The sequence below is a fragment of the Pseudomonas alcaligenes genome (assembly GCF_014490745.1).
In the GTDB taxonomy this organism is placed as follows: domain Bacteria; phylum Pseudomonadota; class Gammaproteobacteria; order Pseudomonadales; family Pseudomonadaceae; genus Aquipseudomonas; species Aquipseudomonas alcaligenes_C.
The window spans coordinates 3,424,327-3,448,175 of record NZ_LZEU01000001.1 but is presented as its reverse complement, the minus strand read 5'-3'; the positions used below and the strand labels follow the sequence as shown (position 1 = coordinate 3,448,175).

Here is a 23,849-nt window from a genome sequence, read left to right as displayed (position 1 = left end):
CGCGGTATATCGTGATGGAGCGAACTGTATATCGGGTTTGTCCGATATGGAGATCGTTTGCGCCGATACTGATTATCGACCGGGCTGATGGCGGGATGGTTGCAGGGGGCTTATCCCCTCTCCCGTTGGGAGGGGGCAGGGTGAGGGGCGCGCTATTAGTGCTGGCAGGCAAGAACCGGGGCAAGGGCACTCCCTCACCCCGGCCCTCTCCCGGAGGGAGAGGGGGATCAGGTGTTTGGCACTTCCTCGAAATCCGCCTTCACCCGCACCGCGCAGTCGGGGCAGGCGAAGTCTTCCGGCAGCTCATTCCAGGGCGTGCCCGGCGCATAGCCCTGGTGCGGCTCGCCGCGTTCCTCGTCATAGCGATAGCCGCATTCCGGGCACTGGAACTGGCTCATGCCGGCGTGTCCTGCAGCTGGTACTGCTGCACCAGGCGTTCGCGCAGGCCGGGCTGGAAGTTGATCCGCGCGGTCTCGCCGTTCACCGCCTGCAGCAGGCGCGGGTTCATCACGCGGAACCATAGCGGTGGTACGTAGGCCAGCAGGTACATGCCGAAATAGCCGCTGGGCAGGCGTGGCAGGTCGGCGAAGTTGCGCAGCGACTGGTAGCGCCGGGTCGGGTGGGCGTGGTGGTCGGAATGCCGCTGCAGGTGGAACAGCGCCCAGTTGGAGAACAGGTGGTTGCTGTTCCACGAATGGTGCGGCTGGCAGATTTCGTAGCGGCCGTTGTCCAGCTTGCGCCGCAGCAGGCCGTAATGCTCCAGGTAGTTGGCCGAGGTCAGCTGGAAGGCGCCCCAGAAGGCAGTGAGCAGCAGGTAGGGCAGCAGACCGATGCCGAACACCGCGACCAATCCGCCATACAGCGCCAGGCTGATCAGCGCTGGCTGGAGGATCTCGTTGTCCAGGTTCCACGCCGACTTGCCGCAGCGGCCCAGGCGTTCCTTCTCCAGTTGCCAGGCGCGCAGCAGACCGCCCGGCAGCTCGCGCAGGGCGAAGCGGTAGATGTGCTCGCCCATGCGCGAGGAGGCTGGGTCGACCGGCGTGGCCACGTCGCGGTGATGACCGCGGTTGTGCTCGATGTAGAAGTGCCCGTAGCAGGCCAGGGCCAGCGCCAGCTTGCCCAGCCAGCGTTCCAGCAGCGGCTTCTTGTGGCCCATCTCGTGGCCCAGGTTGATGGCAAAACCCAGGCCGCCACCGGTGGAGATGATCATCGCCAGCACGCCGTACCAGGCCAGCGGCTGGGTGGCGACGAACGCCGCGTTGGCGATGAAGCTCAGCCACAGCAGCGGCACCAGCAGGTAGGTGATCCAGCGGTAGTAGGTGTCGGCCTCCAGGCGTGGCACTTCGCTTTCCGGCGGGTTGCTCGGGTCTTCGCCAATCAGTGCATCGAGCAGCGGGATACCGAAATAGAAGAAGGCCGGCGACAGCCACAGCCAGGCGTCGTGGGGCGATACCAGCAGGTACAGGGCCGGGCCGATCAGGCCGAGGCTGGGCACGAACAGCGACATCAGCCACAGGTGGCGCTTGCGGTCACGGTAGGGCAGGGCGGTGCTTGGCGTATCCATGTTGTTCTCTCCGAGGTTCTTTGACCTGTAGCCAGCATGCGCTGCCGTGTCCAGAGGCGGAACCGTTGAGTCGGGCAATAAATCGTCATATGGTGACAATCTGATCCCTCGCCGGAGCCTGCCATGCAGCCCTGCGTTTCCCCGCTGCAACCCTGCCTGCACCCGATCTACGCGCGCCTGCTGTGCGCCGCCTTGCGCCAGCGTGGCTTCGGCGAAGCGCAGATCATGCAGGGCACCGGCCTGGACTGGACGCACCTGCACAGCGACAACCGCCGCCTGAATTTCGCCCAGGTACAGCGCCTGGTGCGTCGCGCCGTGCAGCTTACCGAGTGCCCCTGGCTGGGCCTGCAGGTCGGCTGTGCCACCCAGGTTTCCGCCCATGGCCCGGTGGGTTACGCGGCAGTGGCCTGCGCCGACCTGCGCGGGGTGATGCAGGTGCTCGAGCGCTTCAGCGTGCTGCGCCTGAGCAGCATGCGCCTGACCGGCTATCAGGAGGGCGAGCGCTACTGCCTGCGCGCCGATGAGGATTTCGACCTCGGCGACATCCGCGAACATATCCTCGCCACCATGGCCGGCACCCTGCTGCGTCTGCTGGAGGCGGTGTGCGGCGAGCTGCCGCTGCACGAGCTGAGCTTCCACTTCCCCTTCGCCGAACCGGCCTGGGGCGCGCGCTACCGCGAATTGCTCGGCCCGGGGGTGAGCTTCGATGCCCCCAACTACCGGGTCAGCCTGCCGCTGGACTGGCTCGACCGGCCCAGCCTGAGCGCCGATGCCAGCGCCGCGCGCCTGGCCCTGCGTGACTGCGAGCACCAGTTGCTCGGTGCCCAGCAGGGCGGCATGTGGAGCGACCGAGTGCAGCTGCGTTTGCTCGCCTGCGAGGGGCGCTACCCGACCCTGGAGCAGTTGGCCGAGGAATTCCACCTGTCCGAACGCACCCTGATCCGTCGCCTGCAGGCCGAGGGTGGCAGCTACCAGCAACTGCTCGACGAGGTGCGCCAGGAACTGGCCTGCTGGCTGCTGCTGAACACCCCGCTGAGCGTCGAGGCGGTGGCCGAGCGCCTCGGCTACCAGGACAGCAGCAACTTTAGCCGGACTTTCCGCCGCTGGCTGGGCATGACGCCCAACACCTGGCGCAAGGCGGCCGCATGAATTACCTGGCACACCTGCACCTGGGCGGCGACGCGCCGGCGCAGCTGCTCGGCAGCCTGTATGGCGACTTCGTCAAAGGCCGTCTGGAGGGGCGCTTTCCGGCCGAGATCGAGGCGGCCATCCGCCTGCACCGGCGCATCGATGCGTTCACTGATCGCCACCCGCTGATCGAGCAGGCGCGGGCGCGCTTTCCTGTCGAGCGGCGGCGTACCTCGGGGATTCTGCTCGACCTGTTCTTCGATCACTGCCTGGCGCGGCACTGGCACGATTATGCGGAGGAGCCGCTGCCGCAGTTCACTGCGCGGGTCTACGCCGTGCTGGGCGCCGAGGCTCAGCTGCCCGAGCGCCTGGCCGCCATCGCCCCGCGCATGGCGGCGCAGGACTGGCTGGGCAGCTACCGCGATTTCGCTGTGCTGGAGCAGGTGCTGTGGGGCATGAGCCGGCGCCTGTCACGGCCGCAGATGCTGGAGGGGGCGATGGCTGAGCTGGAGACTTTGTACGAGCCGCTGACTGAGGATTTTCGGGCGTTCTACCCGCAACTGCAGGAATTCACGCGTGGGGCTTATGGCTCCGCTGTGTCAGGGTGAACCACTGATCGTCCGGCCAATTGCTGACCATCGACTGGGCTAGGCTCAGAGGGTTCTCCTTGTCGCAGCAGGAGCCTTGATGATGAGCCTATTTAGAAGCAAGTTGATGCTGGTTGCGCTGTTGGCAATCTATGCAGTTGTGCCGCTCTTGCCAGCGAGTAATGTGCCGGCTGCCGGTGCGTTTGCGAGTGAGGGCAGCGGCGGCGGGCACGACGGCGGTGGCCATGGTGGCGGAAGCAGTGGTGGTCACGACGGAGGAGGGCATGACGGTAGTGGCCATGGTGGCGGCGGCGATGATGGTGCTGGCCACGATGCCGGTGATGACCACGGTGAACATGCCGGTGATCCCAGCCACGATGCGGACGATGACAACGGCGAGCATGCCGATGATCCAACGCATGACTAGCCAGGCGCTTATGTGGCGATCTGCGCTGCTTGTGTAAGTGCTGAGGGGGATGCCGGGCAATTGGCGCATCCCCCATGTTCTTCAGCCACTGGCGCGTTTCAGGCTTTCCAGGTTAAGCGGCGCATCGCCCGCGCTCTTCGATCTCACCAAACAACGCCACCTGCACCGAGCGCTGCGCCTGGCGGGCCAGAGCGTTGCGTTCCAGGCCGAGGCTGGGAATGGGCGCGAGCAGCTGGATTTGTACGGTGCCGCGCTCCGCGGCGAACAGGCGCAGCAGGTGCGAGAGCAGGTCGTCATCACCGATAAAGGGGGCGATGGCGTCGGTCTCGCCATTGCGCAGGTAACGGATCGCCACTGGTTGCACCGGCACGTAGGCCTCGATGGCGCTGGTCAGCAAGCGGCCGTGGAAGGTGCGTACCTGCTGGCCGTCGGTGGTGGTGCCTTCGGGGAAGATCAGCAGGTGGCGGCCGGCGGTGAGGTGGCGATGCAGCAGGCGCGCCAGCAGGTTGCTGTCGCCCGAGCCACGGCGGATAAACAGGGTGCCGGCCTTGTGCGCCAGCCAGCCGGCCAGCGGCCAGGTACGCACCTCGGCCTTGGACAGGAAGGACAGCGGCAGCAGTTGGCCGAGCAGCGGGATGTCAGTCCACGACACATGGTTGCTGACCCACAGCATCGGTTCGCGCGGCAGCTCGCCCTGCACCTCGACGGTGAAGGGCAGGGCGCCACTCAGGTGACGCAGATACCAGCAGGTCAGGCGCTGGCGCAGATCCATCAGGTCGTGACGGCGCAGGCGCTCGGCCAGGGCCACGCCGCTGGCCAGCAGCATGCCGAGCAGCAGCACGGCGCCCAGACGAGCGAGGCGTAGATAGAGGCGAAGTTTATTCATCGTGGCACTCGGGTGCTGGGCGTTAGGGTGTGTTTGGCGTCTGTCGAGGGGCTGTCAGCCATTGCGTTCCCCTCACCCCGGCCCTCTCCCAGAGGGAGAGGGGGCTTGATCGAAGTCGCCTGGCGCACCGAGCCGACCCGCACCACGGACTGACTCCCTCTCCTCCGGGAAAGGGCCGGGGTGAGGGGCCGGCCAGGCAGTTGGCGGCGTTACTGCGCGGCAACGCGACCTGGTCGACGAGCAACAGATCCGCGGCAGGTTTCAGACGGCGGCCTTGAAGTGGCGGGCGTAGCGCGGGCACAGCTCGTCGCGCTTGAGCAGGATGAACACGTCGGCCACCTGGAAGTCCTGATCCCAGCACGGCTCGCCGCACACCTTGGCGCCCAGGCGCATGTAGGCCTTGAGCAGCGGCGGCATCTCGGCGATGACGTTGCCCGGCAGATCCAGAGCCGGCAGCGGATGCTTGGGTTCGGCGCGCAGGTGTTCGGTGCACAGGTAGCGTTCACGCAGGCGCTGCATGATCGCCTGGGCCTGGATGCCGCCATCCTGCATGGGGATGCTGGCGCAACCCATCAGGTAGCGGTAGCCGCCCTCATTGAGCACCTCGGCCAGTTCGCTCCACAGCACGGCGATGGTGCCGCCGTTACGGTAGGCCGGGTCGACGCAGGTACGACCGATCTCCAGCACCGGGCCTTCGAGATGGGCCAAGCCGTGCAGGCTGAACTCTTCCTCGCTGTAGAAACGCCCCAGGCTAGCGGCGGCGCGATGGTCGAGCAGGCGGGTGGTGGCGACCAGGCGGCCGCTGTTCAGATCGCGCACGCCGATGTGCTGGCAGTGCAGGTCGTAGTCATCCATATCCAGGCCCAGTTCAGCGCCCTTGAGCTTGGCGTCGAACTCGCGGCTGAATACGGCAAAGCGCAGCGCCTGGGCTTCCTGCAGGGCGTGCGCACCGATCAGGCGCTCGGCTTGCAAGCGGCGTTCGGCAGTGGTGTCGCGGTCACGGGCGATCTGAGTCATCGATTAGCCTCCATAAGCCAGCCTGCGATGGGTTGCGGCCGGTCGATGTTGTTGGGCAAGCTCAGACTAGGAAGGCCCGGTGTCACCTCCGTGAAGGTTGAGTGATGCTTGTGTGACAGCCCCGGCCTGCTGCGCATCGGCCATGTTGTGTTGCAATGCAGTAACAGCCGTTAGCTGGTCAATCGGGCTCGGAGAGCGGCTTGCCGCTAATGCGCTTTAGCGCGACCCGGAGGGCGAGCGAAGCGAGTACTGCTCATTTACACCTCGTAAACTCCGCGTCCTCGCCCGACTTCGCCTTGCTTGGCGCTAGCTCGCGAGGCCGTACATTTAGAAGAGGATCTGCAAATGCCCTGGCAAACCCTGCTGCAAACCCGTGACCGCCTGCCGGCCAGCGACCTGGAGAGCTGGTACGCCGCGTTGCTGGAGCGGGTTGGCGAGGTCAGCCCGTTCACCCTGGCGCTGCTCGGCGGGCGCCTGGCCGCCACTCCGGGGCTGGCTTTCCTGGCCGGTTACCAGGGCGCCCTGCGCGCGCTGTGGCCGGCGGCGCCGCGTACGCTCGGTGCGCTGTGCGTGACCGAGAACCGCAGCACCCGCCCGGCGGACATGAGCACGCGCCTCGCTGACCTGCACCTGTCCGGGCGCAAGGATTTCGTCACCGCTGCCGAGGCGGCCGACTGGCTGCTGGTAGTGGCGCGGGTGGAGCCCGCCGGTGCCGCACCGCAACTGGCGATGAGCGTGGTGCGCAATGGCGATCCGGGCGTGCGCATCGAACCTTTACCGGCGCTGCCCTTGATGCCGGATGTCAGCCACGGTCGCCTGCATCTGGACAATGCCCACTGCGAGCGTCTGCCCGGCGATGGCTGGGATGCCTACGCCAAGCCCTTCCGCACCCTCGAAGACCTGCACGTGCTCGCTGCCCTGAATGCCTGGCTGTATGGCGTGGGCCAGGACAGCGGCTGGCCGCAGGGGCTGCAGCTGCGCCTGCTCGGCCTGCTCGCTGGTTGCGCCGAGCTGGCGCGGCTGTGCCCAAGCAGTGCCAGCACGCATCTGCTGTTGGCCGGGCTGTTCGCCCAGTTCGCTGCCCTGCGCGCGGAGCTCGACGCCGCCATGGCCGCCGGCCCGAGCGAGTGGGCGACGCTGTGGCAGCGCGACGGCAAGCTGCTGGAGATCGCCCGCACGGCCCGCGAGAAACGCCTGGAAAAGGCGCATGCGGTCTTGCAGCTGTAAGGTCGCTGTAGGGCGTTTATCACAGGCGCAAGGCCTGCTGCAGGGGCGCGCTGCGAGGGTCGTTACTGCGGCTGACCAGTGCGTAGTTGTAGCCTTCGCGTGACCAGTAGCGGGCCTGCAGCTCGCCATCCTGGCGTTCGCCCGCCGGCATGTCGGCATACAGCGCGCCGGGTGCGCGCAGGTACAGGCTGATGCGCTGCCCTTGATTGTCCTCGAACAGCAGCAGTGCTGCTGGCCCCTGCTCGGTGGTCAGCAGGCGTCCGCCGACCGGGTGCAGGCCATAGGTGCTCAGATCGGGCAGTCGCGAGGCATGACTGAAGCGCTGATCCAGCCAGCTCTGCAGGGCTGCCGGCTCGCTGACTTTCACATCCACGCTGCTGGCCTGGTCGAGGGCGAACAGACGATGGGCCTCCAGGGCATCCTGCATCGGTGGGTTGGCCGCCAGCAGTGTCTGGTTGCGCGCCTGCCAGCCACCCATGCCACCGACGCCGAGGGCCACCAGCAACGCCGCGGCCGTAGCCAGCCGGCGCTGCTGGCGAACGCGCTGGCGGCGGCGGATGGCGGCGGGGTCGAGCTGCGGGTTGTTCCCGGCCAGTTGCAGGTTGGCCAATGCAGCCCGCAGGTTTTGCGCATCGCGGCGCCAGCCGGCCACTTGCGCGGCCACCTCCGGGTTGGCCACCAGGTAGCTGTCCACGGCCTGCCGCTGGGCGGCGTCGAGGCGGCCGTCGAGGTAGGCATGCAGGTCGTCTTCGCTGGGCTGGAAGGGGTTCATTTGAGTCTCCGCAGAGGGGGCAGGGGGCTTTCGCCTTCGCTCAGGGCACGCAGGGCCTTGCGTGCCCGTGACAGGCGCGACATCACGGTGCCGATGGGGATTTCCAGGCTGCTGGCGGCTTCCTGGTAGCTCAGGCCTTCGACGCTGACCAGGAGCAGCAGGGCGCGCTGCTCGGTCGGCAGCCGGGCGAAGGCGGCCAGGGTCGAGTGGGCGATGGCGATGTCATCCAGCGAGGAGCTGTGCGGCTCCTCTTCGCGGCCGAACAGGCTGAGCAGGCGCGCATGGCGTTTGGCCCGGCGTTGGCCATCGAGAAACTGGCGGTAGAGGATGCTGAACAGCCAGGCGCGCAGGTCGCCTTCCGGGCGCTTGCTGCGCCAGCGTGACAGGGCGCGCTCCAGCGTGCTCTGCACCAGGTCGTCGGCGCTGCTCGGTTCGCGGGTCAGCCACTGGGCGAAGCGGCGCAGGCGCGGTAGCAGTTCGCGCAGTTCGGCATCGTCGATCATCGGGCTCTCGGTCTGGCTCAGGTGCGGGCCTGCAGGCAGGCGGTTGTCCGGGAGAGACGCCGGGGCGCGAAGTTTATTCCACAGGCCTGGGAATAAATCCCTGGCTGCTGCGTCCCACAGGCTCATTGACCCGGCCGCAAGGCCCTGGAGCCTGTTCATGAGTGAACCATCTACATCCTGGCCGCGCCAGCTCGGGCGCTTGTCGCTGATTGCCCTGAGCGTGGGGCTGCTGGCGGGCAGCTTTGCCTATGTCGGCGGCTGGATCGATCCGCAGCGCCTTTCACCACAGCGTTTCGTCGATACCTTCGAGGCCAATTCCGGGGTCTATCCCGGTTATCGCCGCGTGCACGCCAAAGGCCTGTGCATCCGGGGTTATTTCGACAGCAATGGCGCGGTCGCCGGTCTGTCCCAGGCGCAGGTCTTCGCGCCGGGGCGGGTGCCGGTCAGTGGTCGCCTGTCGATTGGCGGCAGCAATCCGCATGCCGCCGACACCAGTGTGCCGGTGCGCAGCATGGCGCTGCTGTTCCAGCAGGCCGATGGTCAGCAATGGCGCACGGCGATGAATACGCCGCCGGTACTGGCGGTAGGCACGCCCGAGGAGTTCTTCCAGCAGGTGCAGGCCATGCGGCCCGACCCGGCTACCGGCAAGCCTGACCCGGCACGACTGCAGGCGTTCTTTGCCGCGCACCCGCAGAGTGCCGAGTTTCGCCAGTGGGCGCAGGGCTACAAGCCGAGCACCAGTTTTGCCAGCAGCACGTTCAACAGCATCAACGCGTTTTATCTGGTGCAGGCCGATGGCCGCCGCCAGGCGGTGCGCTGGTCGATGGTGCCGGAGCTGGTGCCGGTGGCGCTGGAGCAGCAGCCCAGCGATGCCGATGCCCTGCAGCATGAGCTGTTGGCGCGGCTGGAGACGGGAGCGCTGCGCTGGCACTTGCTGCTGACCCTGGCCGAGCCGGGCGATGCGGTGGACGATGCGACCCGGCAATGGCCGGCGAGCCGGCGCCAGATCGATGCCGGCACCCTGGTGATCGAGCAGGCCCAGGGGCAGCTGGAGGGCGAGTGCCATGGCCTGAATTTCGATCCGCTGGTCTTGCCGACGGGCATCCAGCCATCGGCCGATCCGATCCTGCTGGCGCGTTCCGCCGCCTATGCCGAGTCCTACCGCCGACGTACCCGGGAAGGGACGCCTGCTGCCAACTCTGGAGCCCAGCCATGAAGCCTGCCGTTACCTCGTTCAGTCCCCTGGCGCGTCTGCTGCACTGGCTGATGGCGCTGCTGATCCTGGCCATGCTGTTCATCGGGGTAGGCATGGTCAGCAGCCTGTCGCCCTGGCAGTCGCAGTTGGTGGCCCTGCACAAGCCGCTGGGCCTGGTTCTGCTGGGGTTGCTGGCACTGCGTATCGTCGTGCGCCTGCGTCAGCCGATTCCGGCCTTGCCGGCGGATATGCCTGCTTGGCAGCAGCGCCTGGCGCAGCTGTCCCATGTGCTGCTGTACCTGCTGATGCTGGCCCTGCCGCTGCTTGGCTGGGCCATGCAGGGCGCGGGTGGTTACCCGCTGGTACTGGGCGGCTGGGTGGTGCCGGCCATTGCCCCTCGCGATGCCGATCTTTACGCGCTACTGCGTGCAGCGCACGGCTACCTGGCCTACGGGCTGTTCGCCTGCGTTTTGCTGCATCTGGCTGCTGGCTTGTTCCATGGCCTGATCCGCCGGGACGCTGTACTGGCCAGCATGCTGCGCAAGACTTGAGCCGCTATGGGTGGATTTAGCCCTGTGGCTTGATCCAGGTCAGTGAGGTCATGCCGGGCTGCGGTTATGGTCGCCTCGCGATTTTTCAGTGAGGTTTCCATGCGCCGCGAGCCCATCGTGCTGTTTGATAACGGCAGCCACCAATGCCTGATGTTCGATGACCTGGTCAGCGGCGAGGGAGTGCAATCCAACCAGTTCCTGATCACCGACCACGAGCAGTACCTGCTGCTCGATCCGGGCGGTGACCTGACCTACACGCCGCTGTCGCTGGAGCTGTCCAAGCACATCCCGGTACAGGCGCTGACCTACATCTTCGCCTCGCACCAGGATCCGGACATCATCGCCTCGCTGGACAAGTGGCTGCTGCACACCCGCGCGCGGGTGATCTGCTCCAAGCTGTGGGCGCGCTTTCTGCCGCACCTCACCGCCAACTACCTGGCCCTGAGCCACGGCATCTGCACCTACGACCGCATCATCGCCCTGCCGGATCGCGGGCAGAGCTTCACCCTCGGCCAGTGCCAGCTGAAGGCGGTGCCGGCGCACTTCCTCCACTCGGTGGGCAACTTCCAGCTGTACGACCCGGTGAGCAAGATCCTCTTCTCCGGCGACATGGGCGCCTCGCTGGTGGACGACGCCAGCCCGGTGATCGACTTCGTCAACCACATCCCCAACATGGCCGGCTTCCATCGCCGCTACATGGCCAGCAACAAGGCCTGCCGCTTCTGGGCACAGATGGTGCGCGAGATGGATGTGGCGATGATCGTGCCGCAGCACGGCCGGCCCTTTGTCGGCGAGGCGATGATCAACGCCTTCCTCGACTGGATCGAGCATCTGGAATGCGGCCTCGACCTGATGACCCAGCAGGACTATCGCTTGCCCGATTGAGCCAAGGCGGTTCGTATTTCGTCCGTTTTGGACATGTTGTCGGTCATCTGTAGCGTGCTAGGGTCTGGCCTTTCCGCTGCCATGAGAGTGCCCGATGTCGCTTGCCCTATTGCGCCGCCTGAGCCTGACCGGCCTGTGCTGCCTCGCCGCCAGCCAGGCGCTGGCGGAAAGCTGGCCCGCTGCCGACTGGACTACCCAAACCGCCGCGCCCAGCCCGGCCATTGCAGCGCTGGAAAGCTACGCCTTTCCCGCCCGTGACGACGCCACCCGCAAAGGTGTGCGCACCGACGCGCTGCTGGTGATCAAGGACGGCGTGCTGGTGTACGAGCGCTATGCCGGGCCGAACAATGCACAGACCCCGCACCTGGCCTGGTCGATCAGCAAAAGCCTGTTCGCCAGCGTGCTGGGCGTGGCCTATGGCGAAGGGCGCTTCCAGCTCGACGACCCGGTGGCCAAGCACTACCCGCCATTCACCGCCCATCCGGAGGTGAAGATGGGCCACCTGCTCAACTGGGCCTCAGGCCTCAACTGGCAGGAAGACTACGAATACGCGCCGCTGAAATCCTCGGTGGTGGCCATGCTCTACACCCGCGGCCGTACCGACATGGCGGCCTTCGCCGCCGGCCACCAGCTGGATGCGCTGCCCGGCACGCGTTTCCGCTATTCCAGCGGCGACAGCAACGTGCTGGCCGCCAGCCTCAAGCAGATGCTCGGCGAGGCGGCCTACCGCGATTACCCCTGGACGGCGCTGTTCGAACCGCTGGGAATCACCTCGGCGGTGTGGGAACGCGATGCCAGCGGCACCTTCGTCGCTTCGTCCTACGCCTACCTGAGTGCCCGCGACCTGGCCCGGGTCGGCCTGATGATGCAGCACGACGGGCGCTGGGGTGAGCGCCAGGTGGTGCCGGCGGCCTGGGTGGCGTTCAACCGCACGCCGTTCGCCAACTACCAGCCCAATCCGGAGAAGCCGGGGGAGGCGGTGCCCGGTGGGCAGTGGTGGCTCAACGTGAGCCTGGCGAATACCGCCAAGCCCTGGGCCGATGCTCCGGAGTCGACCTTCGCCGCCCTCGGCCACTGGGGCCAGGCACTCTACGTGCTGCCGCAGCAGAAGCTGGTGATCGTGCGCTACGCCGATGACCGCGACGGCAGCTACAGCCACAACGAACTGCTCAAGCGCGCCCTGGCCGCCTTCGCCGGAGAACAGCCATGATCAAGCGCCGTCCGTTCCTTTCCGCCTTCCTCCTGCTGGCGCTCGGCCTGGCCCTGCTGGCCTGGAGCAACCGTGTGCACCTGGCGGCCTTCCCCGGCATAGTCGGTGCCTACTCGGCCAAGGAATACTGCTCCTGCCGCTATGTCGCAGGTAGCTCGGCCGACTACTGCGCGGGCTACGTCAAGCAGTACCTGCCGCTTAGCGCCTTCCTCGACGACGCGGCGCACAAGCGGGTGACCGCGCGCGGCCTGGGCAGTACCCAGACCGCGGCCTGGATCAGCCCGCGCGAGGGTTGCCAGCTGCAACCGCAGGCCGACCCGCTGCCGTAGGCTGCGGATCAAGGCCTGCGGCCATGTCCGATTGTGCGTCGTACGACATCCTCACTCTGCTCGTTGCCAAGCTGGATTCCCGCCTGCGCGGGAATGACGGTTGTGCAGCTCAGGCCCGCTAGGCTCGCTGGAGTTTGCTTTTGCTCGTCATTCCCGCGCAGGCGGGAATCCAGGGCGAGGCAGCTGCAGTACTCAGGGGCGGTTGGCCACGAGGGGCATCAGCCAAGGTTTGGCAAGGCCGGCCCGTGCCGCTATCGTTGCGCTCAAACCGCAACACAAGTGAGCCCATGGCCAAGCTTCTTTCCCTCTTCAGTAGCGCCCTGCTTGCCGCCTGCCTGGCCCTGCCGGCGCAGGCCGGCTGGTACCTGGACAACGAGTCCTCGCGCCTGTCGTTCATTTCCACCAAGGCCGGCAACTTCTCCGAGGTGCACCGCTTCCTCACCCTGCACGGCAAGGTCGACGACCAGGGCGCGGCGCGTCTGCGCATCGAACTGGATTCGGTGAGCACCGGCATTCCGCTGCGCGACGAGCGCCTGCGCAGCCAGCTGTTCGAAGTCGAGCGCTTTGCCGAGGCGCAGGTCATGGCCAAGCTCGATCTGGGCCTGATCACCGACCTGGCGCCTGGCGCCCAGCTCGAGCTGCAGCTGCCGATTCAGGTGGAAATCCACGGCCGCAAGCACGGCTACATGGCCGAGCTGCTGGCGACCCGCCTGGACGAGCAGCGCTTCCAGGTGGTGACCCTGGCGCCGCTGGTGCTCAATGCCGGCGACTTCGGTCTGGATGGTGCTGTCGAGCAGTTGCGCCAGTTGGCCCGGCTGGACTCCATCAGCCTGTCGGTGCCGGTGGGCGCCGTGCTGATCTTCACCGAGCGATGACCGGCGCGATCTTCCCCTGGAAGTCCGGCAACCGTTTCGAACTGCTGGTCGATGGCCCGGCCTTCTTTCCCGCCATGCTGGCTGCGATTGCCCGGGCCGAGCGGCGCGTGGCCCTGGAGCTGTACCTGGCCGAAGACGGCGCCTGCTGTACGCTACTGGTCGCGGCCCTGGGTGCGGCGGCGCGGCGCGGCGTCGAGGTCTGCTGCCTGTTCGACGATTTCGGTTGCCAGGGCCTGGGCGCGGCTTTGCGCAGCCAGCTGGGCGAGGCCGGCGTGCAGCTGCGCCTGTACAACCCGCTGCGCTGGCGCCATGGCCTGCGCAACCTGTTCCGCGACCACCGCAAGATCCTGGTGGTGGACGACAGCTGCGCCTTCGTCGGCGGCACCGGCGCCACCGATGAGTTCTGGACGCCAGAGGCCGAACAGAGCGCCTGGCACGAGGTGATGGTGCGCATCGAGGGGCCGCTGGTGGCGCACTGGCGGCTGATCTTCGACTACCAGTGGCAGGCCTGCTGCGCCGACCAGCGCCCCTGGCAGCCGATGCAGGCGCCGGGCCTGGCCCACCTGCCGCCCAGCCCGGCGGCGGGGCAGGGCATGGGCCGGCTGGCCTACGCCAACGCACGCCAGCACCTGGACATCGTCCAGTCGCTGCTGCGCAGCACCGCCCACGCCAAACGCCGGGTCTGGCTGGCCACGCCGTACTTCCTGCCCAGTCGCAAGGTGCGCCGCCACCTGATCAAGGCAGCGCAGCGCGGGGTGGAAGTGCGCCTGCTGCTCACCGGGCGCAACACCGACCACCCACCGATCCGCTTTGCCGGCCAGCGCTACTACCCCAAGCTGCTGAAGGCCGGCGTGCGCATCTTCGAGTACCAGCCGCGCTTTCTGCACCTGAAGATGGTGCTGGTGGACGACTGGGTCAGCGTCGGCTCGTGCAACTTCGACCACTGGAACCTGCGCTTCAACCTCGACGCCAACCTGGAGGCGCTCGACCCGGGCCTGACCCTGGCGGTGGGCGACTGCTTCATCCAGGACTTCGCCGACAGCCGCGAGATCACCCTGCAGGACTGGCACCAGCGGCCTCTGCTCAAGCGCCTGCGCCAGTACCTGTGGGGCTGGCTGGATCGGCTGGTGGTGAACCTGCTCGACCGGCGTCGCTGAGAACCTGTTTACGATCTCCTGACTCGCGGCCATACCGCGTTAAAAGTGGCCTCAACAAGTGGCTTGCCGCTAACGCGCTTTAGCGCGGCCCGTAGGGCGAGTGCAACGAGTCATGCTCATTTACACTGCGTAAACTGCGCTTTTTCGGCCACTCGATTCGCTGGTGCTCACCCTTCGGGCCAGCCTGCGGCTGTTACTCCCGCTGGTCGTTTGTCCTTGTCTGGCTCTAATTCAGAAGATCGTAAACAGGTTCTAAGGGCTGCTGCGGCATTGTTGCCTGAGCCGCAAGAGTCCTTCAGCCCGGCCTGCCTGTATCGCCCCGGCGGGCCTTTTTAAAATGGCCCCGCAGCCGGCAGCCAGGCGGTTTCACGACAAGGCCACGATCTTTGTCGAACTGGCTGCTGCTGCCATCCCTTCCTGTTTTCGAGAGCAATCAATGAAAAGCTTTGCCCTGCTGATTCTGGCCGGCCTGTCTTCCTGCGCCTTCGCGGCGGCTTCTGGCGATGAAACCGTGGCCAGCGATACACCAACCGAGCACTACCACTACGGCATGCAGCTGGACGTCGCACGGGTGCTGGCCCGCAGCGATGTGTCGAATGAGTGCGGCGTGGTGCCGGTGGTGATGACCTACGAGGATCACCAGGGCCAGGTGCACAACCTGGAGTATCTGGTACTGGGCGGCGGTTGCAGCGAGAACTGAGGGCGCGCTAGCGCGCCACGCTGACCCCTTCGAGGTTGGCGAAGGAGGTGTCCTTGGCCGTCAGCAGGAAGTCGCGCATGAATGGCGCGTCCAGCATGTCGGCGCGGATGCCGGCGTACAGGGTGGCGAACAGACCCTTGTCGCCCAGGCGCTTGGCGGTCACGTAGCCGCGCGAGCTGTACTCGTGCAGCGCCCAGTTGGGCAGGCCGCACACGCCGCGGCCGCTGGCCACCAGCTGCATCATCATCACCGTCAGTTCCGAGGTACGCACCTGCGCCGGTTCGACGTCGGCCGGTTCGAGGAAGCGGGTGAAGATGTCCAGGCGATCGCGTTCCACCGGGTAGGTGATCAGGGTTTCCCGGGCCAGGTCTTCCGGCACTATGTAGGGCTTGCCGGCCAGCGGATGCTGGTTGGCCACCGCCAGCATGGCCTCGTAGGTGAATAGCGGCACGTAGGTGATGCCGGCCAGCTCCAGCGGGTCGCTAGTCACCACCAGGTCGAGGTCGCCGCGGGCCAGGGCCGGCAGCGGGGCGAAGGAGAAGCCCGAGGCCAGATCCAGCTCGACTTCCGGCCAGGCATCGCGGAACTGGTCGATGGTCGGCATCAGCCACTGGAAGCAGCTGTGGCATTCGATGGCCATGTGCAGGCGGCCTGCCGTACCGCCGGCCAGGCGCGCCAGGTCGCGCTCGGCGCCGCGCAGTTGCGGCAGCAGCGAGTCGGCCAGTTGCAGCAGGCGCAGGCCGGCGCTGGTGAAGCGCACCGGCTTGGTCTTGCGCACGAACAGCTGCATCCCTAAGCGTTCTTCCAGCTCCTTGAACTGGTGCGATAGCGCCGACTGGGTCAGGTGCAGGCGCTCGGCGGCCTCCACCAGGCTGTCGGCCTCACGCAGCGCATGCAGGGTTTTCAGATGGCGGATTTCCAGCATGCGGGCCTCGTTGTTGAATGGCATGCGTAGGGCGGGTGAAAGCCGCGAAGGGATACGCGGGTTTCACCCGCCCTACGAGTATCGTGAGTAAAACTATCGTTCATCAAGAATATGTTGAGTTTGTCTCATGTGTGGCTGGCTGTCGAGAATGACGCCATCCACGCACAAGGAGATGAACTCATGGCACTGGCCCACAACCTCGGCTTTCCGCGCATCGGCCGCGACCGCGAACTGAAGAAAGCCCTCGAAGCCCATTGGAAGGGCGAACTCGACGAAGCCGGCCTGCTCCGCGTCGGCCGCGAATTGCGTGCCGCCCACTGGCAGCTGCAGCAGGACGCCGGTATCGAGCTGCTGCCGGTCGGCGACTTCGCCTGGTACGACCAGGTGCTGACCCACTCGCTGACCTTCGGCGTGATTCCCCAGCGCTTTCACCGCCATGGCGCCAAGCCGGGGCTGGACACCCTGTTCGACATGGCCCGCGGCGCCAGCCAGAACAGCTGCTGTGGCGCTGCCCACGCCCAGGAGCTGACCAAGTGGTTCGATAGCAACTACCACTACCTGGTGCCTGAATTCACGGCCGACCAGCAGTTCGCCCTGAGCTGGGAGCAGCTGTTCGAGGAAGTAGCAGAGGGCCAGGCCCTGGGCCACAACCTCAAACCGGTGCTGATCGGCCCGCTGACCTACCTGTGGCTGGGCAAATGCAAGGGCGGCGAGTTCGACCGGCTCGAGCTGCTCGAGCGCCTGCTGCCGGTGTACGGCGAGATCCTCCAGCGCCTGGCGGCCCAAGGCATCGACTGGGTGCAGATCGACGAGCCGATCCTCGCCCTCGACCTGCCGCAGGCATGGAAGAACGCCTTCGAGCGTGCCTACAACATTCTCCAGCGCGAGCCGGGGCGCAAGCTGATCGCCACCTACTTCGCCGGCCTGGAAGACAACCTCGGCCTGGCCGCCGGCCTGCCGGTGGATGGCCTGCATATCGACCTGGTACGCGCCCCGGAACAGTTCCCGGCGATCCTCGACCGTCTGCCGGCCTACAAGGTGCTGTCGCTCGGCGTGGTCAACGGCCGCAATGTCTGGCGCACCGATCTGGACAAGGCCCTGGAGGTGCTGCGCGAGGCCCATGGGCGCCTGGGCAGCCGCCTGTGGCTGGCGCCCAGCTGTTCGCTGCTGCACAGCCCGGTCGATCTGACCCGCGAAGACCGGCTGGATAGCGAACTGCAGAGCTGGCTGGCCTTCGCCGTGCAGAAGTGCCGCGAAGTCGCCGTGCTTGCCGCTGCACTGAATGATCCGCAAGCCGCCGAGGTGCAGGCCGCGCTGACCGAGAGCCGGGCAGTGCAGGCCAGTCGCGCCGCCTCGGCGCGTATCCACAAGCCGGCCGTGCAGGCGCGTCTGGCGGCGATCACAGCTGCCGACAGCCAGCGCCAGTCGCCGTTCGCTACCCGTATCGAGCTGCAGCGTGCGCGCCTGCAGCTGCCGCCATTCCCCACCACCACCATCGGCTCCTTCCCGCAGACAGCGGCGATCCGCCAGGCGCGCCAGGCGTTCAAGGCCGGCACGCTGTCCGCCGCCGCGTACACCGAGGCCATGCACGACGAGATCCGTCATGCCGTGAGCATCCAGGAGCAGCTGGGCCTGGACGTGCTGGTGCACGGCGAGGCCGAGCGCAACGACATGGTCGAGTACTTCGCCGAACAGCTCGACGGCTACGCCTTCACCCGTTTCGGCTGGGTGCAGAGCTACGGTTCGCGCTGTGTGAAGCCGGCGCTGATCGTCGGTGACCTGAGCCGCCCGCACGCCATGACGGTGGACTGGATCCGCTATGCCCAGGGCTGCACCAGCAAACTGATGAAGGGCATGCTGACTGGCCCGGTGACCATGCTGCTGTGGTCGTTCCCGCGTGACGATATTTCCCGCGAGCAGCAGGCGCGCCAGCTGGCCCTGGCCATCCGCGACGAGGTGCTCGACCTGGAGCGCGCCGGGATCAAGGTGATCCAGATCGACGAGGCGGCCTTTCGCGAGGGCCTGCCGCTGCGCCAGGCGCACTGGCAAGACTACCTTGCCTGGGCCAGCGAGGCCTTCCGCCTGTGCGCCTCGGGCGTGCGCGACGAAACGCAGATCCACACCCACATGTGCTACAGCGAGTTCAACGAGGTGATCGAGTCGATCGCCGCCATGGACGCCGACGTCATCACCATCGAGACCTCGCGCTCGGACATGCAGCTGCTGGAGGCCTTCGAGCGTTTCGACTATCCCAACGAGATCGGCCCGGGGGTATACGACATCCACTCGCCGCGGGTGCCGGATACCGGCGAGATGGTGCGCCTGCTGCAGAGGGCGGCCCGCCACGTGCCGGCCGAGCGGCTATGGGTCAACCCGGACTGCGGCCTGAAGACCCGTGGCTGGGCGGAGACCGAAGCGGCGCTGGTGAACATGGTGGCGGCGGCCCGCCAGCTGCGCGCCGAACTGGCCTGACCCACCGCTCTCCCTCCGGGAGAGGGGCTACACGGCCACCAGGCTGAGCAGGTAGCCGTCGTACTCGGCGTACTGGCCATCCAGCTCGCGCCCGCTGTGCCAGTCCGGGTGCAGGTCGAGGAGCAGGCGCAGGCGCGCCTGGCCGGCGTCGTTCCACTCCAGCAGCTCGGCGTCGTGGAAGTAGAAGCGCGTCAGCACCAGCGGGTAGAGCGCCTTGAACAGGCTCTCCTTGAGCGAGAAGGTCAGGGTGACCAGACGGGCGAACTCATCGGGGTGCAGCCCGGCACCGCGCTGCAGTTCGGCCGGGGTGAGGATTTCCCCGGCCAGCTTGGCTGCGCGCTCGGCGCTCAGGCCTTTCTCCAGATCCAGGCCCAGGCCTTGCCAGTCGCCGCTGCGTGCTACCAGGGCGGCGGCCTGGCCGGCGCCGTGGGTGATCGAGCCGAGCGTGCCGGCTGGCCAGATGGGCACGCCGTCTTCGTCGCGGCCCGGCACCAGGGCCTGGCCGCACAACTGCTGCAGCGCCTGGCGGGCACACAGGCGCCCGGCCAGGTATTCGCCCTGGCGCTTGGCCACGCCACGCACCGGCTCGATGGCGCAGGCGTGGAAGTCCTCGGCCTGCAGGTGTGCAGGGTCGAAGGCGGCGCGCACCAGCTGGGCGCCGGGCAGAGCCAGGGGCGCGGGCCAAGCGGGAGCGAGCAGCTGACAGAAGGCGGGCAGGGGCAGGGTGGTCATGGCCGGCATTCTGCCTGGCGAGAGACGGCCCGGCCAGCCGTGGCGGCGTTTACATTTCTTTGCAAAGCGACACCTAAGGCCTACAAAGCAAGCGCTCGTTTTTTGCCAGACTGCGGCCATGCACTCCTTCGGGAGTGCTGGTGAGGTTAGCCAGCCTGTGCGCAGGTTGGCTTTACTCTACTGATTGAGTACGGGAGCCCGCGGGCTCCCGTTTTTTTTGGAACCATGCACTCGCTGCGTATGGCGCGCATTTGACCAGGTACTTCTGCATTGTCGGTCTGGATTCCCGCCTGCGCGGGAATGACGAGGTATGGTTGGGACTGTTGTGTCAGGTACCGTCATTCCCGCGCAGGCGGGAATCCAGAGGGTAGAGCCTCGGGCGAGGCGATACTGGCCCTTCTGCCGTTTCAGAAAACCTCTTTCAGCAACGCCTGCATATCTGCCCAGGACTGCTCGTCGGCCGCCTTCTGGTAGCCGATATCGAGGCCGTGGCCCTTGTGCGCATCGGCGTCCGGGTTGCTGAAGCCATGCTTGGCTCCGGGCAGGGCGACGAAGCGGTAGTCGGCCCCGGCCTTGTCCATTTCGCTCTTGAAGTCGGCGACCTGCTGCGGACTGACGAAACTGTCGGCAGCGCCGTGCTCGACCAGCACCCTGGCCTTGACGCTGCCCGGCGTCGCCGGAGTGGTGGTGGCCAGGGCGCCGTGGAAGCTGACCACGGCGGCCAGCGGTACGCTCTGACGGGCCATGTCCAGCACCACCTTGCCACCGAAGCAGTAGCCGATGGCCGCCACCCGCGCCGGGTCGGTCTGGGGCTGCGCCTTGAGCAGGTCGAGGCCGGCATTGAAGCGCGCCCGGGCGGCACCGGCATCGGCCGTGGCCGCCTGCATGAAGGCCTGGGCATCCGCGGGGTGCTGGGTGTTCTTGCCGTCGCCGTACATGTCGATGGCCAGGGCGCTGTAACCGAGGGCAGCGAGGTCACGGGCGCGGCGCTTGGCGTAGTCGTTCAGCCCCCACCATTCGTGCACCACTATCACCCCCGGGCGCGGGCCGGCGAGGGCGTCGTCCCAGGCGTGGTAGCCGATCAGGCGGGTGCCGTCGGCTGCCGTGTAGGGGATTTCCTGGGTGTGGATGGCCGCCTGGGCCAGGCCGCTGCAAGCCAGCAGCAGAGCGAGCAGTAAGGTGCGCATGGGGTTTCCTCCGTCCGGTGGGTGTAGCCAAACCATAGCCGCTGAGGCTGGTCAGGGGAGAAAGTTAGCCGGCTAACAATGAGCCTGCTTTGTGCTAGCCTGAGCCATCTCCCGTGTCGGCCTGTGCGCGAGCGACCATGGACACTTCTGCTGTAGACACTCACCTGCAACGTGGCACCCACGCCTATCGTCGGGCCACCCTGGCGCTGTTCTGCGCCGGCTTTGCCACCTTCGCCTTGCTCTACTGCGTGCAGCCGCTGCTGCCATTGCTGGCCGGGCATTTTCACGTCTCGGCGGCGAGCAGCAGCCTGGCGCTATCGCTGACCACCCTGAGCCTGGCCCTGTGTCTGCTGCTGGCCGGCGCCCTGGCCGAGAGCTGGGGGCGCAAGCCGGTGATGGCGGTGGCTCTGGGCCTGGCCAGCCTGCTCGGCATCGCCTGCGTGCTGGTGGACGACTGGCACTGGCTGCTGGCGACCCGCGCCTTGCTCGGCCTGGCCCTGAGTGGCCTGCCGGCGCTAGCCATGGCTTATGTCGGCGAGGAGTTCGACCCGCAGGCGCTGCCGGCGGCGATGGGTCTGTATATCGGTGGCACGGCGCTGGGTGGGCTGCTTGGCCGCCTGCTTGCCGGCCTGCTGTCCGACCTTGGTGGCTGGCACCTGGCCCTGGCCGGGATCGCCGTGCTCGGCCTGCTGGCGCTGTTGCTGTTCGCCTGGCTGCTGCCTCCGTCGCGGCATTTCCGCGCGCAGCCGCTGTCGCTGCGCGGCCTGCTCGGCAACTTCGCCGGGCACCTGGGCAATGGGCAATTGCGCCGCCTGTTCCTGCTGGCATTCCTGCTGATGGGCGGCTTCGTCGCGCTGTTCAACTACATCGGCTTTCGCCTGGCCGCGCCGCCATTCTCGCTGTCGTCGACGCTGATCGGCCTGCTGTTTCTGGTCTACCTGGGCGGCATTTTCAGCGCCGGCTGGGCCGGGCGCCTGGTCGCCCGGCATGGTGCGCGGCGGGTGCTGCAGGGCGGCATCGGCATCATGCTGCTGGGCGTGGCGCTGTGCGCCGGGCCCTGGCTGGCGGCGGTGGCACTGGGCCTGGGTTTGTTCACCCTGGGCTTCTTCGCCGCCCATGCGGTGGCCAGCGGCCAGGTCGGCCAGCGCGCCAGCCAGGCCAAGGCCCAGGCTTCGGCGCTGTACCTGTGTGCCTACTACCTGGGTTCCAGTTTGCTCGGCTATGCCGGCGGCTACGTCTGGCAGCACGCTGGCTGGGGCGCGCTGCTGGCGGCACTGGCTGCAGTGTTCGTGCTGGCCGGCTGGGTGGCGCGGCGGGTGTGAGTCAGCGCTTGGCGTATTTGCTTTTGAGCATGTAGATGAATGCCACGCTGCAGGCGCCGAATAGGGCCAGGGTCAGCAGGCCGACCAAGGGCTTGCCCGCCAGCAGAAGCAGCAGGCCGCCGACGCTGAACAGCAGCGATACCACCAGGAACAGCCACAGGGTGAAGGCATTGTGGCTGGCAGCGGAGTTGCGATAGCCCTCCTTGAAGGTCAGGCGTTCATCACTGAGCGGGCAATCCCTGAGCAGGCTGCGGCTCTTGAGCAGGAACCAGGCGAGCAGTACCACGCCAGCGATACCCAGCAACCACCACTGGCGCAGCACCGCCAGCACGATGATGGTAGGCAGCGAAACCTTGTAGTAGAGCAGGACGAAATTGCGCAGCCGGTCGCGGGTCTCGGCATCCTTGAGGATGCGACCCTTGCCGAGCACGCCCCAGGGGTAGAACAGGGTGTTGCCGTGGCTGTCCTGCTTGAAGGTGGCGTCGGTCAGTCCTTCGAAATAGCCCATGTCGCTGTCCTTATCGGGTTGGGGATGTTGATCGTTAATCTCGGCAGCCTGCTGCCAGGCTGTCGCGCAGCTGGCGCACCAGCTCCACTTCGACGGCGCCGCCGTCCTCGCTTTCTGCAAACACCGCGCAACAGGCGCTGCGTTGCTCCAGCGTGCAACGGTAGACCGCTATGGCGCTGCCCGGGCCGCCGCCGGTATGACCGCTCAGGTACAGGCCGCCGCTCTCCGGGCCCTGCATCAGGCCCAGGCCATAGCCGGGGGCCATCCAGGGGCGCCCGGCCATGGGGCCGCCGAGCCGGTAGGGCGTCTGCATCTGTTCCAGCAGATCTGCTGGCAGCAGCTCCCCGCCGAGCAGCCGATCGAGCAGCAGCGCCGCCTGGGCCAGCGGCCCCACCAGCAGGCCGTGGTAGACCCAGGCTGGGTGATAGCTGGGCGCCGCCTGCAGATCCAGGGCCTGCCAGTCGGCCTCGGTCTGCGCCAGGCGCGTTTGGCTGATGCCGAGGGGCATCAGCACGCGCTGCTGCAGGGCCTGGTCGAGGGGCAGGTCGGTCAGGCGTTCGATCAGCTGCGCCACATACAGGTAGCCGACGTTGGAGTAGCGCCAGCCCTGGCCCGGGGCATAGCGCAGGCGGCTGGCGTCGAGGCGCTGGAGCATCTCGGCCACCGGCCACGGCTGGTCATGACGGGCCACGGCGGCGTGGTAGTCGGCCAGCTCGCCATAGTCGGCCAGGCCGGCCTCGTGGCGCAGCAGCTGACGCAGGGTGAAGGGGCCTGTGGTCAGCTCGTCGTCGAGCCCGACCAGGCCGTCGCGCACCAGGGTCAGGGCGGTGGCGGCCAGCACCGTCTTGCCGAAGCTCCACCAGGGCAGCAGGGGCTCGGGCTGTGCAGCAGTCTGCAGCACGCCATTGGCAACCAGGGCGCTGCGCATCACTTGAGCACCCGGCCCGGGCCGGACGCCGTCGGCCCAGGCGGGGTGATGCCCATCGATACATAGATGCTGGTGAAGCGATCCATACCCATGTCCGCCGGCTTGACCCATTCCACCGGTACATAGAGCAGGCCGCCGCCCACCGGGATCGGTGCGGTCGGCACCAGGATCGCGTGGTAGCTGCGGCCGTCGATTTCGAGCGGCTGCGGGTTGGGTAGCAGCGCCAGCACGGCGGTGCCGTCGCCGCCGAAGAAGCACCACACCGGGCTCATGGCGGCCAGGTCAGCGTCTTCCTTCTTGTCCAGCAGGCCGACGAAACGGTCGGCCAGGCCGTACAGCCTGCCGAACAGCGGGATGTGCCGCAGGGTCAGGTCGAGCAGCTTGCTCAGCGGCTCCTTCAGCCCCAGCTGCACGGCCAGGCCCAGTGGATAAAGCGCCAGCAGCAGCGCCAGGGTGCCGAGCAGCCAGGCCAGCAGCGGGCTGCTGACGAAGGGCTGGCCGATCTCGGCGAACAGCCGGCCGAGGGTGCTCGCCGGGCCGATCATGCGGTTCAGCACGCTGGCCAGCCAGCCGAGCAAGGCCAGGCTCAGAACCAGCGGCAGGAGGATCAGCAGGCCGGCCAGCCAGGTGGCGAGCAGGGAATTGAGACTGCGTTTGAACATGCGCGGGCGATCCATCGATAAGGGCCCGCCAAGGCTATTGCAAAGCCCGCCTGTTGTGCAGGGCTGCCATCGCATTCTCGTTCAGCCGGGGTTCAGGAAG

At 67.2% G+C, this 23,849-nt stretch carries 26 protein-coding genes; 13 read left to right on the top strand and 13 right to left on the bottom strand.

The genetic code is table 11. The annotated features are described in order from the left end of the window. Positions 1 to 227: 227 nt before the first annotated feature. A complete protein-coding gene (locus A9179_RS15670) occupies positions 228 to 398 on the bottom strand; it encodes a rubredoxin (RefSeq protein ID WP_187807148.1) in 171 nt (56 codons plus the stop codon). Further along, positions 395 to 1,564: an alkane 1-monooxygenase gene (locus tag A9179_RS15665; protein WP_187807147.1), complete on the bottom strand. Its 1,170-nt coding sequence runs from the start codon at positions 1,562 to 1,564 to the stop codon at positions 395 to 397. The genes A9179_RS15670 and A9179_RS15665 overlap by 4 nt, the downstream gene beginning before the upstream one ends. Positions 1,565 to 1,687: 123 nt before the next feature. Between A9179_RS15665 and A9179_RS15660 the strand changes: the two genes are divergently transcribed. Continuing rightward, positions 1,688 to 2,713: an AraC family transcriptional regulator gene (locus A9179_RS15660; RefSeq protein ID WP_187807146.1), complete on the top strand. Its 1,026-nt coding sequence runs from the start codon at positions 1,688 to 1,690 to the stop codon at positions 2,711 to 2,713. Continuing rightward, the gene (locus A9179_RS15655) at positions 2,710 to 3,300 is read left to right on the top strand and encodes an acyl carrier protein phosphodiesterase (RefSeq protein ID WP_187807145.1); all 591 of its coding nucleotides are present in this window, start codon (positions 2,710 to 2,712) and stop codon (positions 3,298 to 3,300) included. The genes A9179_RS15660 and A9179_RS15655 overlap by 4 nt, the downstream gene beginning before the upstream one ends. A gap of 88 nt (positions 3,301 to 3,388) precedes the next feature. On the opposite strand, the gene A9179_RS15650 is transcribed toward A9179_RS15655, so the two are convergent. The 3 genes from A9179_RS15650 to olsB all read right to left on the bottom strand — a co-directional run bounded on the left by A9179_RS15650 (position 3,389) and on the right by olsB (position 5,609). Beyond that, a complete protein-coding gene (locus tag A9179_RS15650; protein WP_187807144.1) occupies positions 3,389 to 3,700 on the bottom strand; it encodes a hypothetical protein in 312 nt (103 codons plus the stop codon). A 118-nt stretch (positions 3,701 to 3,818) separates the two neighbouring features. Then, positions 3,819 to 4,592 carry a lysophospholipid acyltransferase family protein gene (locus tag A9179_RS15645; RefSeq protein ID WP_187807143.1) on the bottom strand — a complete coding sequence of 258 codons (774 nt, stop codon included), beginning with the start codon at positions 4,590 to 4,592 and terminating at the stop codon, positions 3,819 to 3,821. Between the two features lie 261 nt (positions 4,593 to 4,853). Next, positions 4,854 to 5,609, bottom strand: a complete 756-nt coding sequence (olsB, locus tag A9179_RS15640) for an L-ornithine N(alpha)-acyltransferase (RefSeq protein WP_187807142.1) — start codon at positions 5,607 to 5,609, stop codon at positions 4,854 to 4,856. A gap of 345 nt (positions 5,610 to 5,954) precedes the next feature. On the opposite strand from olsB, the gene A9179_RS15635 reads away from it, so the two are divergent. After that, positions 5,955 to 6,836, top strand: coding sequence for an acyl-CoA dehydrogenase family protein (locus A9179_RS15635; protein ID WP_187807141.1), 882 nt, complete (start codon positions 5,955 to 5,957; stop codon positions 6,834 to 6,836). A 19-nt stretch (positions 6,837 to 6,855) separates the two neighbouring features. Here the strand turns inward: A9179_RS15635 and A9179_RS15630 are convergent, their stop codons facing one another. Together A9179_RS15630 and A9179_RS15625 are read right to left on the bottom strand one after the other, a co-directional pair. Next, positions 6,856 to 7,608, bottom strand: coding sequence for an anti-sigma factor family protein (locus tag A9179_RS15630; protein ID WP_187807140.1), 753 nt, complete (start codon positions 7,606 to 7,608; stop codon positions 6,856 to 6,858). Then, complete coding sequence (locus tag A9179_RS15625) at positions 7,605 to 8,111, bottom strand: sigma-70 family RNA polymerase sigma factor (protein ID WP_187807139.1); 507 nt, start codon at positions 8,109 to 8,111, stop codon at positions 7,605 to 7,607. Before A9179_RS15625 ends, A9179_RS15630 begins: the two co-directional genes overlap by 4 nt. A gap of 157 nt (positions 8,112 to 8,268) precedes the next feature. Here A9179_RS15625 and A9179_RS15620 point away from each other — a divergent pair, with 157 nt between their 5' ends. The 8 genes from A9179_RS15620 (at position 8,269) to A9179_RS15585 (ending at position 15,013) form a co-directional block, all read left to right on the top strand. Further along, positions 8,269 to 9,327 (top strand): catalase family peroxidase, encoded by a 1,059-nt coding sequence (locus A9179_RS15620; RefSeq protein WP_187807138.1) that lies wholly within the window; start codon positions 8,269 to 8,271, stop codon positions 9,325 to 9,327. Next, positions 9,324 to 9,857: a cytochrome b gene (locus A9179_RS15615; protein WP_187807137.1), complete on the top strand. Its 534-nt coding sequence runs from the start codon at positions 9,324 to 9,326 to the stop codon at positions 9,855 to 9,857. The genes A9179_RS15620 and A9179_RS15615 overlap by 4 nt, the downstream gene beginning before the upstream one ends. 99 nt (positions 9,858 to 9,956) lie before the next feature. Beyond that, positions 9,957 to 10,742, top strand: coding sequence for an oxygen-binding di-iron domain-containing protein (locus A9179_RS15610; RefSeq protein WP_187807136.1), 786 nt, complete (start codon positions 9,957 to 9,959; stop codon positions 10,740 to 10,742). 94 nt (positions 10,743 to 10,836) lie between these two features. Continuing rightward, positions 10,837 to 11,952 carry a serine hydrolase domain-containing protein gene (locus tag A9179_RS15605; protein ID WP_187807135.1) on the top strand — a complete coding sequence of 372 codons (1,116 nt, stop codon included), beginning with the start codon at positions 10,837 to 10,839 and terminating at the stop codon, positions 11,950 to 11,952. Beyond that, the gene (locus A9179_RS15600; RefSeq protein ID WP_187807134.1) at positions 11,949 to 12,281 is read left to right on the top strand and encodes an amidase; all 333 of its coding nucleotides are present in this window, start codon (positions 11,949 to 11,951) and stop codon (positions 12,279 to 12,281) included. The genes A9179_RS15605 and A9179_RS15600 overlap by 4 nt, the downstream gene beginning before the upstream one ends. A gap of 287 nt (positions 12,282 to 12,568) precedes the next feature. Continuing rightward, the gene (locus A9179_RS15595) at positions 12,569 to 13,156 is read left to right on the top strand and encodes a YceI family protein (protein ID WP_187807133.1); all 588 of its coding nucleotides are present in this window, start codon (positions 12,569 to 12,571) and stop codon (positions 13,154 to 13,156) included. Further along, complete coding sequence (locus A9179_RS15590) at positions 13,153 to 14,313, top strand: phospholipase D-like domain-containing protein (RefSeq protein ID WP_187807132.1); 1,161 nt, start codon at positions 13,153 to 13,155, stop codon at positions 14,311 to 14,313. Before A9179_RS15595 ends, A9179_RS15590 begins: the two co-directional genes overlap by 4 nt. A 436-nt stretch (positions 14,314 to 14,749) precedes the next feature. Continuing rightward, positions 14,750 to 15,013 (top strand): DUF2790 domain-containing protein, encoded by a 264-nt coding sequence (locus tag A9179_RS15585; protein ID WP_187807131.1) that lies wholly within the window; start codon positions 14,750 to 14,752, stop codon positions 15,011 to 15,013. A gap of 7 nt (positions 15,014 to 15,020) precedes the next feature. On the opposite strand, the gene metR is transcribed toward A9179_RS15585, so the two are convergent. Next, positions 15,021 to 15,938 carry a transcriptional regulator MetR gene (metR, locus tag A9179_RS15580; RefSeq protein WP_187808606.1) on the bottom strand — a complete coding sequence of 306 codons (918 nt, stop codon included), beginning with the start codon at positions 15,936 to 15,938 and terminating at the stop codon, positions 15,021 to 15,023. A gap of 180 nt (positions 15,939 to 16,118) precedes the next feature. On the opposite strand from metR, the gene metE reads away from it, so the two are divergent. Beyond that, positions 16,119 to 18,410: a 5-methyltetrahydropteroyltriglutamate--homocysteine S-methyltransferase gene (gene metE, locus A9179_RS15575; protein WP_187807130.1), complete on the top strand. Its 2,292-nt coding sequence runs from the start codon at positions 16,119 to 16,121 to the stop codon at positions 18,408 to 18,410. Positions 18,411 to 18,437: 27 nt separating this feature from the next. On the opposite strand, the gene A9179_RS15570 is transcribed toward metE, so the two are convergent. Next, positions 18,438 to 19,142: a 4'-phosphopantetheinyl transferase family protein gene (locus tag A9179_RS15570; RefSeq protein ID WP_223123226.1), complete on the bottom strand. Its 705-nt coding sequence runs from the start codon at positions 19,140 to 19,142 to the stop codon at positions 18,438 to 18,440. Positions 19,143 to 19,549: 407 nt separating this feature from the next. Next, on the bottom strand, positions 19,550 to 20,329 hold the full coding sequence (locus A9179_RS15565; protein ID WP_187807128.1) for a dienelactone hydrolase family protein: 780 nt from the start codon (positions 20,327 to 20,329) through the stop codon (positions 19,550 to 19,552). Positions 20,330 to 20,466: 137 nt separating this feature from the next. On the opposite strand from A9179_RS15565, the gene A9179_RS15560 reads away from it, so the two are divergent. After that, positions 20,467 to 21,651: an MFS transporter gene (locus A9179_RS15560; protein WP_187807127.1), complete on the top strand. Its 1,185-nt coding sequence runs from the start codon at positions 20,467 to 20,469 to the stop codon at positions 21,649 to 21,651. Between the two features lies 1 nt (position 21,652). Here A9179_RS15560 and A9179_RS15555 read toward each other — a convergent pair whose 3' ends face one another. The 3 genes from A9179_RS15555 to A9179_RS15545 are packed head-to-tail and all read right to left on the bottom strand — an operon-like array spanning position 21,653 to position 23,749. Beyond that, complete coding sequence (locus A9179_RS15555) at positions 21,653 to 22,159, bottom strand: hypothetical protein (protein WP_187807126.1); 507 nt, start codon at positions 22,157 to 22,159, stop codon at positions 21,653 to 21,655. Positions 22,160 to 22,193: 34 nt separating this feature from the next. Continuing rightward, on the bottom strand, positions 22,194 to 23,087 hold the full coding sequence (locus tag A9179_RS15550; protein ID WP_187807125.1) for a serine hydrolase domain-containing protein: 894 nt from the start codon (positions 23,085 to 23,087) through the stop codon (positions 22,194 to 22,196). Further along, a complete protein-coding gene (locus A9179_RS15545) occupies positions 23,087 to 23,749 on the bottom strand; it encodes a DUF502 domain-containing protein (RefSeq protein ID WP_187807124.1) in 663 nt (220 codons plus the stop codon). The genes A9179_RS15550 and A9179_RS15545 overlap by 1 nt, the downstream gene beginning before the upstream one ends. Positions 23,750 to 23,849: the final 100 nt, after the last annotated feature.

Excerpts from the sequence above, each read along its gene's own strand:
- A9179_RS15545 (WP_187807124.1), bottom strand. The coding sequence starts at position 23,749 with ATGTTCAAACGCAGTCTCAATTCCCTGCTCGCCACCTGGCTGGCCGGC.
- metR (WP_187808606.1), bottom strand. The coding sequence starts at position 15,938 with ATGCTGGAAATCCGCCATCTGAAAACCCTGCATGCGCTGCGTGAGGCC.
- A9179_RS15660 (WP_187807146.1), top strand. The coding sequence starts at position 1,688 with ATGCAGCCCTGCGTTTCCCCGCTGCAACCCTGCCTGCACCCGATCTAC.
- A9179_RS15550 (WP_187807125.1), bottom strand. The coding sequence starts at position 23,087 with ATGCGCAGCGCCCTGGTTGCCAATGGCGTGCTGCAGACTGCTGCACAG.
- metE (WP_187807130.1), top strand. The coding sequence starts at position 16,119 with ATGGCACTGGCCCACAACCTCGGCTTTCCGCGCATCGGCCGCGACCGC.
- A9179_RS15655 (WP_187807145.1), top strand. The coding sequence starts at position 2,710 with ATGAATTACCTGGCACACCTGCACCTGGGCGGCGACGCGCCGGCGCAG.
- A9179_RS15590 (WP_187807132.1), top strand. The coding sequence starts at position 13,153 with ATGACCGGCGCGATCTTCCCCTGGAAGTCCGGCAACCGTTTCGAACTG.
- A9179_RS15605 (WP_187807135.1), top strand. The coding sequence starts at position 10,837 with ATGTCGCTTGCCCTATTGCGCCGCCTGAGCCTGACCGGCCTGTGCTGC.
- A9179_RS15615 (WP_187807137.1), top strand. The coding sequence starts at position 9,324 with ATGAAGCCTGCCGTTACCTCGTTCAGTCCCCTGGCGCGTCTGCTGCAC.
- A9179_RS15650 (WP_187807144.1), bottom strand. The coding sequence starts at position 3,700 with ATGCGTTGGATCATCGGCATGCTCGCCGTTGTCATCGTCCGCATCGTG.
- olsB (WP_187807142.1), bottom strand. The coding sequence starts at position 5,609 with ATGACTCAGATCGCCCGTGACCGCGACACCACTGCCGAACGCCGCTTG.
- A9179_RS15670 (WP_187807148.1), bottom strand. The coding sequence starts at position 398 with ATGAGCCAGTTCCAGTGCCCGGAATGCGGCTATCGCTATGACGAGGAA.
- A9179_RS15630 (WP_187807140.1), bottom strand. The coding sequence starts at position 7,608 with ATGAACCCCTTCCAGCCCAGCGAAGACGACCTGCATGCCTACCTCGAC.
- A9179_RS15645 (WP_187807143.1), bottom strand. The coding sequence starts at position 4,592 with ATGAATAAACTTCGCCTCTATCTACGCCTCGCTCGTCTGGGCGCCGTG.
- A9179_RS15625 (WP_187807139.1), bottom strand. The coding sequence starts at position 8,111 with ATGATCGACGATGCCGAACTGCGCGAACTGCTACCGCGCCTGCGCCGC.
- A9179_RS15570 (WP_223123226.1), bottom strand. The coding sequence starts at position 19,142 with ATGACCACCCTGCCCCTGCCCGCCTTCTGTCAGCTGCTCGCTCCCGCT.
- A9179_RS15560 (WP_187807127.1), top strand. The coding sequence starts at position 20,467 with ATGGACACTTCTGCTGTAGACACTCACCTGCAACGTGGCACCCACGCC.
- A9179_RS15635 (WP_187807141.1), top strand. The coding sequence starts at position 5,955 with ATGCCCTGGCAAACCCTGCTGCAAACCCGTGACCGCCTGCCGGCCAGC.
- A9179_RS15555 (WP_187807126.1), bottom strand. The coding sequence starts at position 22,159 with ATGGGCTATTTCGAAGGACTGACCGACGCCACCTTCAAGCAGGACAGC.
- A9179_RS15595 (WP_187807133.1), top strand. The coding sequence starts at position 12,569 with ATGGCCAAGCTTCTTTCCCTCTTCAGTAGCGCCCTGCTTGCCGCCTGC.
- A9179_RS15585 (WP_187807131.1), top strand. The coding sequence starts at position 14,750 with ATGAAAAGCTTTGCCCTGCTGATTCTGGCCGGCCTGTCTTCCTGCGCC.
- A9179_RS15610 (WP_187807136.1), top strand. The coding sequence starts at position 9,957 with ATGCGCCGCGAGCCCATCGTGCTGTTTGATAACGGCAGCCACCAATGC.
- A9179_RS15565 (WP_187807128.1), bottom strand. The coding sequence starts at position 20,329 with ATGCGCACCTTACTGCTCGCTCTGCTGCTGGCTTGCAGCGGCCTGGCC.
- A9179_RS15665 (WP_187807147.1), bottom strand. The coding sequence starts at position 1,564 with ATGGATACGCCAAGCACCGCCCTGCCCTACCGTGACCGCAAGCGCCAC.
- A9179_RS15600 (WP_187807134.1), top strand. The coding sequence starts at position 11,949 with ATGATCAAGCGCCGTCCGTTCCTTTCCGCCTTCCTCCTGCTGGCGCTC.
- A9179_RS15620 (WP_187807138.1), top strand. The coding sequence starts at position 8,269 with ATGAGTGAACCATCTACATCCTGGCCGCGCCAGCTCGGGCGCTTGTCG.